The sequence below is a fragment of the Bacteroides fragilis NCTC 9343 genome (genome assembly GCF_000025985.1).
In the GTDB taxonomy this organism is placed as follows: domain Bacteria; phylum Bacteroidota; class Bacteroidia; order Bacteroidales; family Bacteroidaceae; genus Bacteroides; species Bacteroides fragilis.
Window position 1 is genome coordinate 3,266,368 of record NC_003228.3, and the last position, 15,288, is coordinate 3,281,655.

At 43.5% G+C, this 15,288-nt stretch carries 14 protein-coding genes; 12 read left to right on the forward strand and 2 right to left on the reverse strand.

Translation table 11 applies throughout. The features are described from left to right. The first annotated feature begins 24 nt into the window (after nucleotides 1-24). The 12 genes from BF9343_RS13435 (at nucleotide 25) to BF9343_RS13490 (ending at nucleotide 11,759) form a co-directional block, all read left to right on the forward strand. The gene (locus BF9343_RS13435; RefSeq protein ID WP_008660799.1) at nucleotides 25-1,188 is read left to right on the forward strand and encodes a polysaccharide pyruvyl transferase family protein; all 1,164 of its coding nucleotides are present in this window, start codon (nucleotides 25-27) and stop codon (nucleotides 1,186-1,188) included. After that, nucleotides 1,182-2,402, forward strand: coding sequence for a glycosyltransferase family 4 protein (locus BF9343_RS13440; RefSeq protein WP_008769762.1), 1,221 nt, complete (start codon nucleotides 1,182-1,184; stop codon nucleotides 2,400-2,402). The genes BF9343_RS13435 and BF9343_RS13440 overlap by 7 nt, the downstream gene beginning before the upstream one ends. Nucleotides 2,403-2,579: 177 nt before the next feature. Then, the gene (locus BF9343_RS13445; RefSeq protein WP_008660803.1) at nucleotides 2,580-3,299 is read left to right on the forward strand and encodes a WecB/TagA/CpsF family glycosyltransferase; all 720 of its coding nucleotides are present in this window, start codon (nucleotides 2,580-2,582) and stop codon (nucleotides 3,297-3,299) included. Nucleotides 3,300-3,344: 45 nt separating this feature from the next. Continuing rightward, nucleotides 3,345-4,013, forward strand: a complete 669-nt coding sequence (locus tag BF9343_RS13450; protein ID WP_005788653.1) for a YjbH domain-containing protein — start codon at nucleotides 3,345-3,347, stop codon at nucleotides 4,011-4,013. A 5-nt stretch (nucleotides 4,014-4,018) separates the two neighbouring features. Then, entirely contained in the window at nucleotides 4,019-5,260 is a 1,242-nt protein-coding gene (locus tag BF9343_RS13455) for a hypothetical protein (RefSeq protein WP_010993141.1), read from the forward strand. A 25-nt stretch (nucleotides 5,261-5,285) separates the two neighbouring features. After that, the gene (locus tag BF9343_RS13460) at nucleotides 5,286-6,572 is read left to right on the forward strand and encodes a peptidase associated/transthyretin-like domain-containing protein (protein WP_008769759.1); all 1,287 of its coding nucleotides are present in this window, start codon (nucleotides 5,286-5,288) and stop codon (nucleotides 6,570-6,572) included. Between the two features lie 39 nt (nucleotides 6,573-6,611). Then, nucleotides 6,612-7,187, forward strand: a complete 576-nt coding sequence (locus tag BF9343_RS13465) for a hypothetical protein (protein WP_005788659.1) — start codon at nucleotides 6,612-6,614, stop codon at nucleotides 7,185-7,187. A 105-nt stretch (nucleotides 7,188-7,292) separates the two neighbouring features. Continuing rightward, on the forward strand, nucleotides 7,293-7,805 hold the full coding sequence (porL, locus tag BF9343_RS13470; RefSeq protein WP_005788660.1) for a type IX secretion system motor protein PorL/GldL: 513 nt from the start codon (nucleotides 7,293-7,295) through the stop codon (nucleotides 7,803-7,805). Nucleotides 7,806-7,816: 11 nt separating this feature from the next. After that, nucleotides 7,817-9,133: a type IX secretion system motor protein PorM/GldM gene (gene porM / locus BF9343_RS13475; RefSeq protein WP_005803170.1), complete on the forward strand. Its 1,317-nt coding sequence runs from the start codon at nucleotides 7,817-7,819 to the stop codon at nucleotides 9,131-9,133. Nucleotides 9,134-9,140: 7 nt separating this feature from the next. Continuing rightward, a complete protein-coding gene (locus BF9343_RS13480; protein ID WP_008769758.1) occupies nucleotides 9,141-10,238 on the forward strand; it encodes an OmpA family protein in 1,098 nt (365 codons plus the stop codon). 27 nt (nucleotides 10,239-10,265) lie between these two features. Beyond that, nucleotides 10,266-10,694, forward strand: coding sequence for a BT0820 family HAD-type phosphatase (locus BF9343_RS13485; protein ID WP_005788667.1), 429 nt, complete (start codon nucleotides 10,266-10,268; stop codon nucleotides 10,692-10,694). A 15-nt stretch (nucleotides 10,695-10,709) separates the two neighbouring features. Beyond that, on the forward strand, nucleotides 10,710-11,759 hold the full coding sequence (locus BF9343_RS13490; protein WP_005798572.1) for a mannose-1-phosphate guanylyltransferase: 1,050 nt from the start codon (nucleotides 10,710-10,712) through the stop codon (nucleotides 11,757-11,759). A 427-nt stretch (nucleotides 11,760-12,186) separates the two neighbouring features. On the opposite strand, the gene BF9343_RS13495 is transcribed toward BF9343_RS13490, so the two are convergent. Next, complete coding sequence (locus tag BF9343_RS13495; RefSeq protein WP_005788673.1) at nucleotides 12,187-13,422, reverse strand: sodium ion-translocating decarboxylase subunit beta; 1,236 nt, start codon at nucleotides 13,420-13,422, stop codon at nucleotides 12,187-12,189. Then, the gene (locus BF9343_RS13500; protein WP_008769755.1) at nucleotides 13,422-15,257 is read right to left on the reverse strand and encodes a biotin/lipoyl-containing protein; all 1,836 of its coding nucleotides are present in this window, start codon (nucleotides 15,255-15,257) and stop codon (nucleotides 13,422-13,424) included. Before BF9343_RS13500 ends, BF9343_RS13495 begins: the two co-directional genes overlap by 1 nt. Between the last annotated feature and the right edge of the window lie 31 nt (nucleotides 15,258-15,288).

The following is a 15,288-nucleotide window of genomic DNA, read 5'->3' on the forward strand; positions in this document are numbered from 1 at the left end:
TTACAATAACAAAAAAATATACAAATGAAAATTGGAATAATCACTATTTGCAAAGTAAACAACTATGGAGCAGAGCTACAAGCTTTTGCAACGCAGAAGAAATTGGAACAAATGGGACATAATGCAGAGATAATAAATTACCTTTATTATAAAGACTGGCATTTTAAAGACACTCCCCTATCACAACCATTTGTACCTTTAGACATGAAAGGTAAACTAAGCTACTGGATAAAATACAGACTAATGAGTTGGGTAGTAAATAAGGTATTACCTATATTCAATGGGAACATGAGACGAAGGTTACACAACTATCAATCATTTATAGATAGTGAGCGCTTTTCAGCTCAATACAAATCAATGGATGAGTTGTACAAGACTTACCCTAAGTATGACATTTATATGGTAGGAAGTGATCAAGTATGGAATCCTTCAGCTTCTTCTTCTATTGAACCTTACTTTCTAACTTTTGCTCCGAAAAATGCTCCTAAAGTGACTTATGCTTCTTCATTTGGTGTAGCATCAATAGCACCTAATCTAAGCAAACGCTATGCAAAGCTGTTGAACAATCTAGACACAATTGCAGTAAGGGAACAGAGCGGAGTTGAACTCGTAAAACAACTGACTGGACGTGAGGCAAAATTAGTTGTTGATCCCACTCTACTATTGAGTAAAGCAGATTGGGAACCTTATATGAAACCTTTAGCAAAAATATCTACCCAGTACATATTGATTTACCAATTATTTCCATCACAAACAGTAATAGATGTAGCATTAAAAATAGGCAAAGAGAAAAATCTCCCAGTATATAATATTTGTAAACGGGCTTACGGAATGAAAAAAATTGTCGGAATCAACAATATCCTGGATGCCGGTCCTTCAGAATTCCTTTGGCTGATAGCTAACGCTACTTGTATGGTGACCAATTCTTTTCATGGTACTGCATTCTCTGTGAATTTTGCAACACCTTTTTGTTGCGTACTAAACCGTAAAAGGAAAAACAATGGACGGATGATTTCATTTCTGGACAAAGTAGATATGAGTAATCGCATACTATACGAAGATTCCATAGCAGAATTAAATGTAATGACTGCATGTAGTGAAGTGACCAACAATCACTTGAGATTATTGGTCAACAACTCAATAGATTACCTCAAAAGTATAATAGAGAATAAAGAACAAAAATGCTAAGTATCCTTATCAACGCTTACGCTTGTTCTCCCAACATGGGCAGTGAACCGGGTATGGCCTGGAACTGGTGCATAAACCTAGCCAGGCATTGTGAACTATACATTATCACTGAAGGTGAATTCAGAGACAAAATAGAGGCAGTGCTCCCTACCCTGCCTCAAGGGAAACACATGCACTTTTACTATAATCCGGTTTCGGAAGAAGTACGGAAGATGTGTTGGAATCAAGGAGATTGGCGTTTCTATAAACACTATAAGAAATGGCAATGGAAGACTTACGAGATGGCACAGGAAATAATAGTCAAACAACATATAGATATTGTACACCAATTAAATATGATTGGCTTTAGAGAACCCGGATACCTTTGGAAACTAGATAAGCCATTTGTTTGGGGACCGGTAGATGCTAAAGAAAAATTTCCGACAGCATATCTAAGAGATGCAGGGATAAAAGCAAACTTATTCATCAGATTAAAAAATCACATAACCGGTTTACAGTTACGATATTCACAACGAGTAAAAAAAGCTGTAAAAAAAGCCTCTGTAGTAACATCCGCATCTTCTGAATCTCAGAAGAGTTTCAAGAAATATTTTCATATTGACGCTCCCTTATTAAATGAAACAGGGTGTTATCCTAAAACAACAATAATAAACAGTACAAAAGAAAAAGGTGATTTAAATTTGCTTTGGGTAGGTAAATTAGATTTCAGAAAACAATTGCCTTTAGCGATAAAGGCCATAGCACGACTGGCTAATCCACATATAAAACTCCATATCGTAGGTGGTAACAATAATTCCTATCAAAAGTTAGCGATGGAATTGAACATATCACATCAATGTATCTGGCATGGGGTTATCTCACATAATGAAGTTCAGGAACTCATGCAGAAAGCAGATATTTTCTTTTTTACCAGCATAGCTGAAGGAACTCCACATGTTGTTTTAGAAGCCATCAACAATAACCTTCCTGTTATCTGTTTCGACATATGTGGACATGGTGACTCAATTAATGAACAAGTAGGGATAAAAATTCCCCTATCTACTCCGCAACAATCCATCAACGATTTTGCGGAGAAGATAACATATCTGTTTAACCATAGAGACGTACTTAAGCAAATGTCTGAAAATTGCAGAGTCCGTCAAGAGGAACTATCGTGGGACAATAAAGCCAAACAGATGGTCAGTCTATATAAAAAAGTATTGTCACAAAAATGAGTAAAAGATACAAGCTATAAAAATAATATGTATGATATCTTTTTTAATAAATACTTTCCTCTTTATCGGAAAAAGCATACCTTTGCAAAGAAATTCTTACCCCATAATTCCAAAGCCTGCTCTTTGTGACAGGTAGCAGCGTAGCGTACTTATAACTACCCATTCCATCTCAGAAACATGTTGAAGCTCAAAACAGTTTCACTCCTGAAGCACAGGAGCGACTTATCTATATTGCCCGAAGGTAAATTATTGATAAACACAATTAACGCCCATTCATATAATACAGCCTTGAAAGATGCCGGGTTTGCAGAAGCCTTACTCAAAGGCGGAGCACTGATTCCTGACGGAGCAAGCATGGTATTGGCGTTTAGATGGCTCCGAAAAGAGAGCATAGAACGTACTGCCGGATGGGATCTCTTTGAATATGAAATGGAACGGCTGAACCGGAAAGGAGGTATTTGCTACTTTCTGGGAAGCAGCAAAAATACACTTAAACTGATCAAAGAAAAAGCTAAAACCGTATATCCGAATATTCGAATAGAGACTTACTCCCCACCCTACAAACCGGAATTTACAGAAGAAGAAAATCAAATGATGATAGATGCCATAAATGCGGTAAAGCCGGACTTATTGTGGATAGGCATGACGGCTCCCAAACAAGAGAAATGGGCGTATACGCATCTGGATGCACTGGAGGTGAACGGACATATAGGAACTATCGGAGCGGTATTCGACTTCTTTGCGGGTACGGTGGAACGTGCTCCGGTCCGGTGGCAAGAGCACGGACTGGAATGGCTGTATCGCTTGATCAAAGAGCCTAGGCGCATGTGGCGCCGGTATATCATCGGGAATGCCTTGTTCCTGTGGAACATCACCAAAGAAAAATTCTCTATATAACATCAATCAATGAGGCTAAAAAAAGCAGTATTAACGGTCTGTGTAATGATGATAACATCAGGAATCAAGGCACAGTATACCATGGGGACAACAGGAATGATGAACATTCCGACCGCCGAGATGCAACAGACAGGTACCTTCATGATCGGCGGTAACTATTTGCCTGAAGAACTGAATCCTTTTAAATACAACTCCGGAAACTATTTCGTGAACATCACCTTCTTTTCATTCCTGGAATTGAATTACCGTTGCATCTTGCTGAAAAGTGACTACATGGCTAAAAAGCCTAAATTCAATCAGCAAGACAGATCGTTATCTGTAAGGCTCCGCCCGCTGAAGGAGGGTAAATACTGGCCGGCAATTGTCATTGGCAGTAACGATCCGTTCAAAGATAAAGGATACAATTATTTCGCATCCGTATATGGAGTGGCCACAAAAAGTTTCATGATAGGCGAACACCGGCTGGCAGCAACCGCAGGATATTACTATCCATTAAGTAAAGACAAGTATACCTTGCAGGACGGCATATTCGGCGGCCTCAGCTATACTCCCTCTTTTTGCAAGCCACTGTCCATCATGGCCGAATATGACTCCGACGGATTCAATGTAGGAGCAGCCGCAAAGTTGTGGAAACATCTCTCACTGAACGTGTTTACCCGCGAATTTAAATGTATCTCCGGAGGAATACGATATGAATGTGTCTTAATCCATTAAGCTGTATGAAGAAACAATTGACAATAATAATCGGCCTGCTCCTCTCCTCCTCTATCACTGTCCATGCACAGGTCGCCCAAAAGCTCAGGGAGCTGGGTATGGAAAATATCCGGACCATTGAAACGGGAGGAACGACTGTTGCCGCCTTTGAGGACAATGTATACAGAGGAACCTACCGCGGAGTGGGAAAAGCAATCATCGCAGGAATGGAAGGGATGGGCAACGGCAACCTGGAACTGGTGGCACTGGACGGAAACGGTATTCCACAACTCAGCATCAGTCTGCCGGATACGTTGATAGCGGGCTATAAATCCGGTGGGATTTCATTGAAAGAGGTGTACGAACGGATGGAGATGAGTTATGATACCGACCGCCCTATGGGACTATTGAAAGGAAGCACAGGGGTGATCAACCGCTCGGCATGGAAAGCGGACATCGTCCTGTATCCGGAAGTGTCACTGGAAAACTCCACTTTCGATAAACTGTATTCGTACAGAGTCAATCTGTCGCCGGCTGTAGAAATGGACTTGTGGAAAGGAGCGAAAGCAACGGCACAGGTGGTCTTCCCCATCGCAACCAATATGAAGGGCGAATACAAAAAGATACGTCCGGGGGTAATGACGATTTCACAGGAAATAAGGTTCCGGAATAATTTTCTGGCCCGCATCGTGGCAGGCAACTTCACCAATCATCGGATCGGAGCACAGGCTGAAGTGAAATATCGTACCGGCAACGGACGGGTGGAGCTGGGAGCGCAGATAGGCACAACCGGATACTCGGCCATCACGGACGATGGATGGTATATCGGTACCCGTCAACGAATCAATGCAGCCGTGAAAGGTTCGCTCTATGTACCGCAATTCAATACTCAACTCGACCTACAGGCCGGAAGATATTTGTATGGAGACTATGGGCTGAGAGGAGACTGCACACGCCACTTCGGAGAGTATGCCGTAGGAGTGTATGCCATGTATGTGGAAGGAGAAGTTAACGGAGGATTTCATTTTGCCATCCCCCTGCCCGGAAAGAAATGGAACCGGAATCATGCTGTCAGGATGAAGCCGGCTGAGGTTTTTGCCGCCGAATATAGCATGGTGTCGTGGGGCGAGTATGCCGATAGGAAAATGGGATATACCTATCAGACACGACCGGCAGAAAACCGGAGCAGCGGATTCTTTCAGCCGGAATATATACGGCATTTCCTGATAAAAAGTATCGAAAAAGAGAGAAACAAAAAACAGTTTTAATATTTTCTTAATGACAAAAATGATTATGAAAAAGAGTGACTTATTTAAGATAGGTGTGTTGCTGATGGCAACGACCTTGGGAACAACCGGATGCTCTTTCGGAGAAGACGAGAAGAAACCGGAAATTGTAGTGGATCCTGCCGAAAAAACAATAGAATACTACATTGCAGGTAAAGTGACGGAAGGAACGACCGCGCTGTCCGGTGTAGAAGTGAAAGCCGGTGAAGTAACGGCTACGACGGATGCGGAAGGGGCTTATAAACTGACAGTGGACAGCAAGAAGATGTACACCGTGACATTCAGCAAAGAAGGGTATATGAGCATAGACAATGCAACGGCAACCATCGCAGACAATGCGGCAAACCGCAGTATGGTGAGTCTGAGTGTGAAATTAAGCAAGAAAGCTCCGGAAAAAGAAGTGAAGGCCGATGCGGAAGAAGAAGTGGTGGTAACCGATAAAGGAGACAGCAATATCTCTCAGGCAGAAGCAGCTGTAATTATTCCTCCCAAAGCCATAGAAACAACTACAACCGTAAGCGTGACCCCGTATGAAGAACCGGCTGCCGTGACAACAACCGTGACACCGGGAAATAATGTGGAGACTCCGGTAGCGATCGCAAACATCGAAGTGGAAACAGCCAAAGAGGTCACTCTGGCCAAACCGGTAACACTGGCAATCATAAACAAAGCTTCGGAACATACAACGTTCGAAAATGTGGAAGTGTACAATCAGAAAACAACCACAAGGGCCGGAGAAAACTGGAACAAAGTGGCAGATGCCATTTATGACTCGGAAACGAACAGCTATAAGTTCACATTGCCCGCAGGCGCATCACTGTCCGGAAAATATTCGATGCGCGTCAAGAGTAGCAAGACCACAGGAAAAGAACGGATAGGCGAGACAAACAAGGAAGAGAAAAAAAGCAATGAAGGCAATATGACTGCCATTCCGGAATACAAAATCAACTTTGAGGCTACGGCCGGATGGGAATATACTGTCAGTCCGGAAAAGGCGCTGATGAATGCAGGCGTAGACGCTGCGGATGCCCAAGGCATGGCCACGACGATCAACAGTGCCATTGAAGCGCAGGAAGGAACGACGGGAACTTATAAAGTGGCTCACGAACTGATAGCGGGTATCAGCGGTAACCATATCCTTTATTACCTGAATCAGGCTAAATATTGCGAAAAGACATATACATTCAAAATCAGTGGCGGAAGAACAGTGACCATCACCCTGAAATTCTATACAGGAATGCAGATTACTTACACCAACGTGGAAGCAAGCCAGCACTCGGGAGGTAAGATTTAAAAGTTGTCCGATAAACACTAACTAAAAAACAAATAAATCATGAAGCTGAATAATATAAAAACAGGATTGCTGTTGGCCGGATTGCTGCTGCTATTCGGAAATGTAAAGGCACAGGATAATCCATTCAAACCGGAATGGTTTGTATCGGGAGGTATTAACGGGGTCACAGCTTTAAATGGTTCGGCAAACAACATATTGGGAGGGAAAGTCTCCGGCGGCGTGTGGTTAAATAAGATCATCGGTCTGCGCGTCGATGCAGAAGCCGGCAACGTATGGCTGAAAGGCGGATACAATGCCGTGACAGTTGGTGCCGGAGCGGATATCCTGGTGAACCTGATGAAGAATTATACCGACGAAGACAGAAAATTCCGGTTGAACGCCATTTTCGGATTAGGGTACAACTACTATTCGTTTGGTGATGATTATCCCAGACTGTCAAAGACGAATACCATGAGCGGTAACTTCTCTCTGCAAGCTGCTTTCAGGCTGAATTCGCATCTGAGCATCTTTGCTGAACCGGGAATCAAAATCAGTACCAAGTTCTATGACATCGAAAACAAAGATGATGTGTTTGCCGGCGGAATGATGACCGTAGGTGTGATATACAAATTCTAATAGCATAAAATTGACCACAGATTAGCACAGATCATTCCACGAGACTAATCCGTGAAACGATCTGTGTAAACTCCGTGGTGAAATCAAAAAAACGGATTGACTACAATGAAATTAAGTAAATTCTTATCGAGCAGAACAGGAAAACGTTTCTATAACCTCTGTTATTGCTGGGGAGCCTGTCTGGTTATTTTGGGAGCCGTATTCAAAATCGCTCACATGCCTTATGATAATCTGTTTTTAATGATCGGATTATTTACGGAGGTATTCATCTTCTTCATCTCCGGATTTGACGAACCGGCTAGAGAGTACAAATGGGAAAGGGTGTTTCCGCTATTGAATGATAAAAACGCAAACATAAATCCCCATACAGGAGTATCGGATACACTGATGACAGAAAAGTACATACAGCAGCTGAAAAGACTGGAAAACAACGTGTGTAAACTCAATGAAACGTACGAAGCGCAAATAAAGGGAATGACGGAACACGCTAAGTCGTTGAACGAGATGAATTCGGAGGAACTGAAAAAGGAGACAGAAAAAATGGCAGCATACATAGAATTACTGAACAAGCAATATAGTCAGATGCTGAATGCCATGAATGTAAAAACCGGGAAATAAGACGAAGAGACATGGCTAAATATACATTGCCGCCAAGGCAAAAGATGATTAACCTGCTGTACGTGGTATTGATTGCTATGCTGGCCATCAATATATCGTCGGATGTCTTAGAGGGGTATGGACAAATGAACAACGACTACCTTCCACAAATAAAAAAGCTGGAAGAATATAACCGGACTTTACTGGAAAGAATTAACAGCCGAAATGATAAAGCGGCTTTATCTGCACAGAACATAGATGCGGCGGCAGGAAAACTAATGGATACACTGGAGGAACTGAAAGAAGATATCGCCCGGAAAGCGGACAAAGAGAAATATGAAGCCGGCAAGCTAAAGGCAAAAGATGACTTGAACGCTGTGCCGGAGGTATTTCTGTCGGTCACCGGGGGGAAAGGGAAAACACTCAGGCTCTCACTGGATACATTCAAAGAAGACGCTTTATCGCTGATCAAGAATGATGCACACAGACAACTGGTAGGCACTTACCTCAATACGGAAAGTCCGGGTACCGGAATATCCTGGGAAAAGGAAACCTTCTCTTATCTTCCTGCCATCGGTGGAGTGACATTTATCAATAAAATGCAGGAAGAGGTGTTGCTGTGCGTGAATGAAGTATATCGGTCACTGCTGTACGAAGAGGCAGAAGATGGAAAAGGCGGAGCTTTTGTATTCATCAATGAAGACCAGATGATAGTAAATAAAGATGGAACGGTGGACCTGCCTGTAGTACAGATCACACCCGCCTTAACAAGTATCTTGTATACCGACTATGAAAACCCGCTAAATATACTGACTGCGGGAATACCGTTCAACGAGGTGACATTCCGGATGACGAACGGAAAGATACTCAAAAGAGGAAACCATTGCATAGCCGTTCCCGACGAAAAAGCACAGACAGCGACAGTTACCGCCACACAGATAAAAAACGGGGTGGCAAGGCAACTGGCCGAATACCGGTATACCGTAAAGGCACTGCCCGATCCGACACCCTATATACTCTGCACGGATGAAAACGGGAGAACGGTGCAATACCGGGGAAATGTGCCCATTAACAAACGGCTGGTATCCAACATGACACAGCTGGGAGCTTCAATCAGCGATGGTCCGAAAGCCAACTACGAGATCAGCAGCTTTGAAATGGTATTGATCAAAGGAAGCAGTAAAGCGGTAACTTCAATACCCAACACCGGGAACAAATTCTCGGCCAGGCAAATGGAACTGATCAGACAACTGGAGAAAGGAGATAAATTCTATATCACTTCGATTGTTGTGACCGGTCCGGGAAACAAAAAGAAACAGATTGCATCAATCAATGTCGTATTAATATAACACAACCATGACAAATATATTGGGATTGAAACAAAACAGATGGATCGTTGGGGCAGTACTGCTGCTGACAACCTGTAACTTACAGGCACAGGAACAGCCAAACGCCAGGGAAAAGTTTGAAAGAGGAAATTGGTTTGTATCCGGTGGCCTGAATGGAGAATGGCTGACCAAGACAATCGGTAACGTATATGCAGGCGGCAAAATCTCCGGAGGTGTATATCTGACGCCTCTTTCGGGATTCAGAGCCACTGCGGAGATCGGTAAGAACCGGATAGGGAATGACACAGAAGCCACGCAACTCAGCGCAAACCTGGATTATATGTTGACTCTGATAGGAAACAATGGATTCAAAAGATTTAATCTGGCGGCTATTCTGGGTGCCGGTTTCAACTATTATGACTTTGGGGACAATGATCCGAAATATACAAGAGTCAACACCATTTCGGGTAACTTCTCGATTCAGGCTTCGTACAATGTAAACAGAAAATTCAGCGTATTTATAGAACCGGGATTGAAGGTTTTACCCAAATACTACAGCAAAGAACTGAACAACAAAATTTATATGCAAAGCAACCTCACAATAGGACTTGCATATACTTTCAGAGATAAATATCGGAAGAGCGTGGACAACAGCATCCACCCCCTCTATCTACCGGAAGCGGATCTACTGGAGATAAAGGAGAAAATAGGGATGCTCTGTGAAGAGGTAATGCAAATGAAGCAGGAATTAAAGGAACGCCGGAAAATAACAGACGGGCAAAACCTGATGATTGTTCCGCCAAAGGATGCACTCTCCATCGATATTATGTTCGACGAATTCAGTTCATTCGTTAGCGAAGAGCAGGGACAGAAAATAGACGGAATTGGCGAATGGATGAAGAATAATAACGCAAGTATCCGGATCATTGCTTTCAGTGATAACCTGACCGACAAAAAAGCGGATCAGGAGCTGCGTAAACGTCGTTCGGAAGCCATCCGGAAGATATTGATAGAGAAATATCACATCTCTCCCGAACGCATTTCGGAATCGACACCGGAAGCGATGGGATATGAAAACAAAACGGGATGTAATGCAATGATTGTATACATTCCTGAAAACAAATAATAATCACAATTCACACACACTAATCACATGACGATTGCTGTTGATTTTGATGGTACCATCGTAGAACACCGCTATCCGAAGATCGGAGAAGAAATTCCATTCGCAACAGAAACCCTGAAAATATTGGCTCAGGAGCGACATAAGCTTATCTTATGGACCGTACGCGAAGGAGAATTGCTTGAAGAAGCGATTGAATGGTGCCGCCAACGGGGAGTCTTTTTCTATTCTGTCAACAAGGACTATCCGGAAGAAGAAAAGAGTCATAACGGATTCTCCCGTAAACTGAAAGCAGACCTGTTTATTGATGACCGGAACCTGGGAGGTTTGCCTGACTGGGGAACCATCTACCAGATGATCCATGAACAAAAGCCATACGAACCTGTTCTATGTGACAGGCAGAAACCGACCGGCGATTTAAGCTGGATAGAGAAACTGCTCGGCAAACGTAACAAATAAAGAAAGAGGTTAACAATGAACAATCATGTAGTAATTATGGCCGGTGGCATAGGAAGTCGATTTTGGCCCATGAGTACACCGGAATGTCCCAAACAATTCATAGATATATTGGGATGTGGGAAAACACTGATTCAGCTAACTGTAGAGAGATTCGGTAATGTTTGTCCACAGGAGAACATGTGGGTGGTCACTTCGGAAAAGTATATAGATACTATTCGGGAGCAACTGCCGGGTATCCCGGAAAGTAATATACTGGCAGAACCCTGTCCCAGAAATACAGCTCCCTGCATTGCGTATGCCTGCTGGAAAATAAAAAAGAAATATCCGGAAGCCAACATTGTCGTGACTCCTTCCGATCAAGTGGTAATCGATACCACTGAATTTCGCAGGGTGATTGAGAAAGCGCTTTTGTTCACTGATAAAAGCAGTGCCATCATCACATTGGGAATAAAACCTGCCCGTCCGGAAACCGGATATGGATATATCGCCGCAGGTGAACCGATAACGAGAGACAAAGAAATATTCCACGTAGAAGCATTCAAGGAAAAGCCTGATAAAGAAACTGCTGAAAAATATCTGGCAGCAGGCAACTACTTCTGGAATGCAGGAATATTCGTTTGGAATGTGAGAACGATCACAGCCGTAATGCGGGTATATGCACCGGGGATAGCTCAGATTTTCGACCGGATATATCCCGACTTTTATACAGAACGCGAGGAAGAAAGCGTGAAGAAGCTATTCCCCACTGCCGAAAGTATCTCGATAGATTATGCAGTGATGGAAAAAGCGGAAGAGATTTATGTATTACCTGCCCAAATGGGGTGGTCGGACTTAGGTACCTGGGGAGCATTACACACCTTGTTGCCAAAAGATAAAGAAGGCAATGCAACAGTAGGACCGGATATCCGGATGTATGAAAGCCGAAACTGCATGGTGCACGCCTCACAGGAAAAACGAGTAGTCATACAAGGGCTGAACGATTACATCATAGCCGAAAAAGACAATATATTATTAATATGCCAGTTATCAGAAGAGCAACGAATTAAAGATTTCTCAAAAGAATAAATGTTGATCCCTTTCAATATTTATAAATCCCGGTTATAATACCGGGTGTAGGGGCGTCCCGATGCGAATCGTGACTGCTTTTATTTGTTTTGTTTGTGTGTGTTCCTCCGGCCAGGCGTGGTCGGAGGAACATTTTTTTATGCCCGTATTCTACAACTTGTGATTCAAGATCCAATCCGAAAATTTCTTTAAAGACTATCTCGTCCAAGTCACCAATCTCAACCTTAAAATGAAAGATTCATACCAAATGTTTCAACGATAAAGTATAAAAAAAGCTTCCGGTCCTTCTTTTAAAAAAAGGAACCGGAAGCTTTTATACAAATTAATTATGCAGATTCCTATTTAAGATTCAGCCTGATCTGTTATGGTCCAGGAAATAAAGGCCAACAGAATATAGCCAAACAAAATAGCAACCGGTCAGCCCGGATTAAGACAGAAAAGAGATCAGCACCCCTGCCGCTACGGCAGACCCGATCACTCCCGAGATATTGCTGGCCATACAATATTGCAATACATGATTTTTAGGATCATATTTCAAAGCAATGTCATTGGCTACACGGCTGGCCATAGGAACCGCACTAAGTCCCGTAGCACCAATCAGCGGATTAATCTTTTTCTTCGTAAACAGATTCACCAGTTTCACAAAGAAGATACCTCCTGCTATCGACAAAGCAAAAGCCAGGAATCCTCCTACCACAATACCGATAGTCGTCCAGTTCAGGAAAGCTTCACTTGTCATCGTGGCTCCTACCGACAAACCCAGGAAAATGGTTGCCGCATTCATGATACTATTCGAAGCTGCGTCAAACAGACGGAAAGTATTGGCACCGATCTCTTTCACCAGGTTACCGAACATCAGCATACCGATCAAGGGCACTGCACTCGGTACAAACAGAGCCACGACCGTAGTCACCACAATCGGGAAAATAATTTTCAATACACGGAGGTTTTTAATTTCCGTTTTCGATGGATATTTCTTCTCCTGCTCTTTCATATTGATACTCAGTTCCTTCTTGGTACACAAAAGACGAACGACCAGTGGAATGATAACCGGAACCAATGCCATATAAGAATAGGCGGCAATCGCGATCGGGCCCAATAGATGCGGAGCCAACTTGATGGTGGTAAAGATGGCCGTAGGTCCGTCCGCACCACCGATAATTCCCAAAGAAGCTGCTTCACTGGGTGTAAATCCCATCAGGATAGCTACCAACAACACAGTAAAGATACCCAATTGAGCGGCAGCCCCGAATATAGACAGACGCAGATTGCGAAGCATCGGTCCGAAGTCCGTCAAGGCCCCCACTCCCATAAAAATGATCGGGGGAAGGAACCCTGTCTTTATAAGCATATAATACACAAAGTTCATCAGTCCCAATTCATGAGCAATATCATGGAGAGGCATCTCCCAGATATTCTTCATTACTCCGTTCACCAGGATCATGCCATTCTCGTCAGCCTGTATCACTCCCATTCCTCCGCCGGGGAAGTTAGCCAACAGCACTCCAAAGGCAATCGGCACCAATAAAAGAGGCTCGTATTGTTTCTTTATACCCAGATACAAGAGAACGAAGGCAATGACATACATCACCAGAAACTGCGGTTCGGCAACAATATTGCTGAAGGCAGTCATATCATATAATTTTTCAAATATTCCGTTCATCATCCTATCTTCATTAATACATCATCTTCAGAAACCGTATCACCGGGATTTGCAGAAATAGCTGTTACCGTTCCACCAAATTCGGCGCGGATGGCATTATAGGTTTTCATTGCTTCCACGTAGCAAAGCACATCACCTTCTTTCACCGCATCGCCTACCTTGAGCGGAGTCTCTTGCGCATTCTTTACCAGGAAGAATTTTCCTTCAAGCGGAGAAAGTACCTCTTTCCCTTCACCTGCAGCAGCAGACGGTTGTGAAGCCGGTGCAACAGGCAGTTCCGTGTCTCCGTAAGCAACTGTCACCCGGTAAGCTTGCCCGTCTACCTGTACCGTAAGTGTTTTAGGTTTCGCTTCTTCCGTAGGCACCTGCTCTTTCTCAGCCCTGCGTTTTGCTACATCAGCCAAAAAATCCTCTTTCGCTTTTCCGCTCTTATAAGCTTCATATTGAGCCGGATGCATCGCATATTCAAAGAGTTCTTCATCGTCCTCGCCTGTCTCCCACTTCTTTTCTTTCATTAGTTTGCGATATTTCTCAAGATCATCCGGATAGTTATCCTGCGGATTTCCCTCAAAGAATTTCCGTCCTTCTCTCTCGGCTTTCTCTATAATTTCAGGAGCGAGCTTGCCCGGCAGACGTCCGGCTTTGCCCAGAATCATATCCCAAATATCATCAGCGATCATTCCCCAACGCTCTTTTCCTTTCTCCATCGCGATAACGTTCATCATCGAAAGATTTTTCACATACTGGCTGAAAGGAGTAACCAAAGGAGGATATCCGACGCGGGGCCATACATAAGCCACTTCATTGAACAACTTGATCAGAAGCTGATCTTGTGTCATAAAAGGAAGATTGTGTTTTGCCTTATACTTATTAATAGATTCCAGGTTCGTTTCCAAATCTGCCATCAGGCTTCCCATCATTCCGCCCGGAAGTCCCGGAGCTATCAACAATGAATTCATCAACCGGTTTTTCGGACTGATATACAGTCCCAGAAAGTCGTCCATGAATTCCTGAATCAGGGCACGCACCTTCATATAGGCCTCCATATTAATCTCAGGTACCTGGAATCCCGCATCTTTCAACATGGCCTGTACACTCAATAAATCGGCATGTCCTGTGCCCCACGACAACGGTTCCATTCCGACATCTACATAATCACACCCGGCTTCACATACTTCCAAAATGCTGGCCATGTTAAAGCCCGGTCCTGCATGGCTGTGATATTGAATAGGAATATCGGGATGCGCAGCTTTGACATTTGCCACAATCTTGCCCAAAGAAACGGGGCGTCCGATACCTGCCATGTCTTTAATGCAAATCTCGTCCGCCCCCAGTTTTATCAGTTCCAGTGCCATATTGGTGTAATATTCCACCGTATGGATTGGCGAATGGGTGATACAAAGCGAACATTGCGAAATCATTCCTGCATCTTTGGCATAAGTGATAGAAGGAGCGATATTGCGTACATCATTCAGCCCACAGAATGTACGGGTGATATCCGTCCCCTGTGCTTTCTTTACTTTATAAAACAACTTACGCACATCGGCCGGAACAGGACTCATACGAAGCCCGTTGAGAGCACGATCCAACATGTGTGTCTGTATCCCGGCTTCATGGAAAGGCTTTGTCCATGCACGCACCGATTTATTCGGGTTTTCACCAAACAATAAATTTACCTGTTCAAAACCACCGCCGTTTGTTTCTACCCGGGCAAAACATCCCATTTCAACAATAGCAGGTGCTACCTTCACCAACTGGTCTACCCGAGGCACATATTTACCGGCAGACTGCCACATGTCTCTAAAAACCAGACTAAATTTTACTTCTCTTTTCATTTCCGTTTTCGGTATTATTCTATAAGATTAA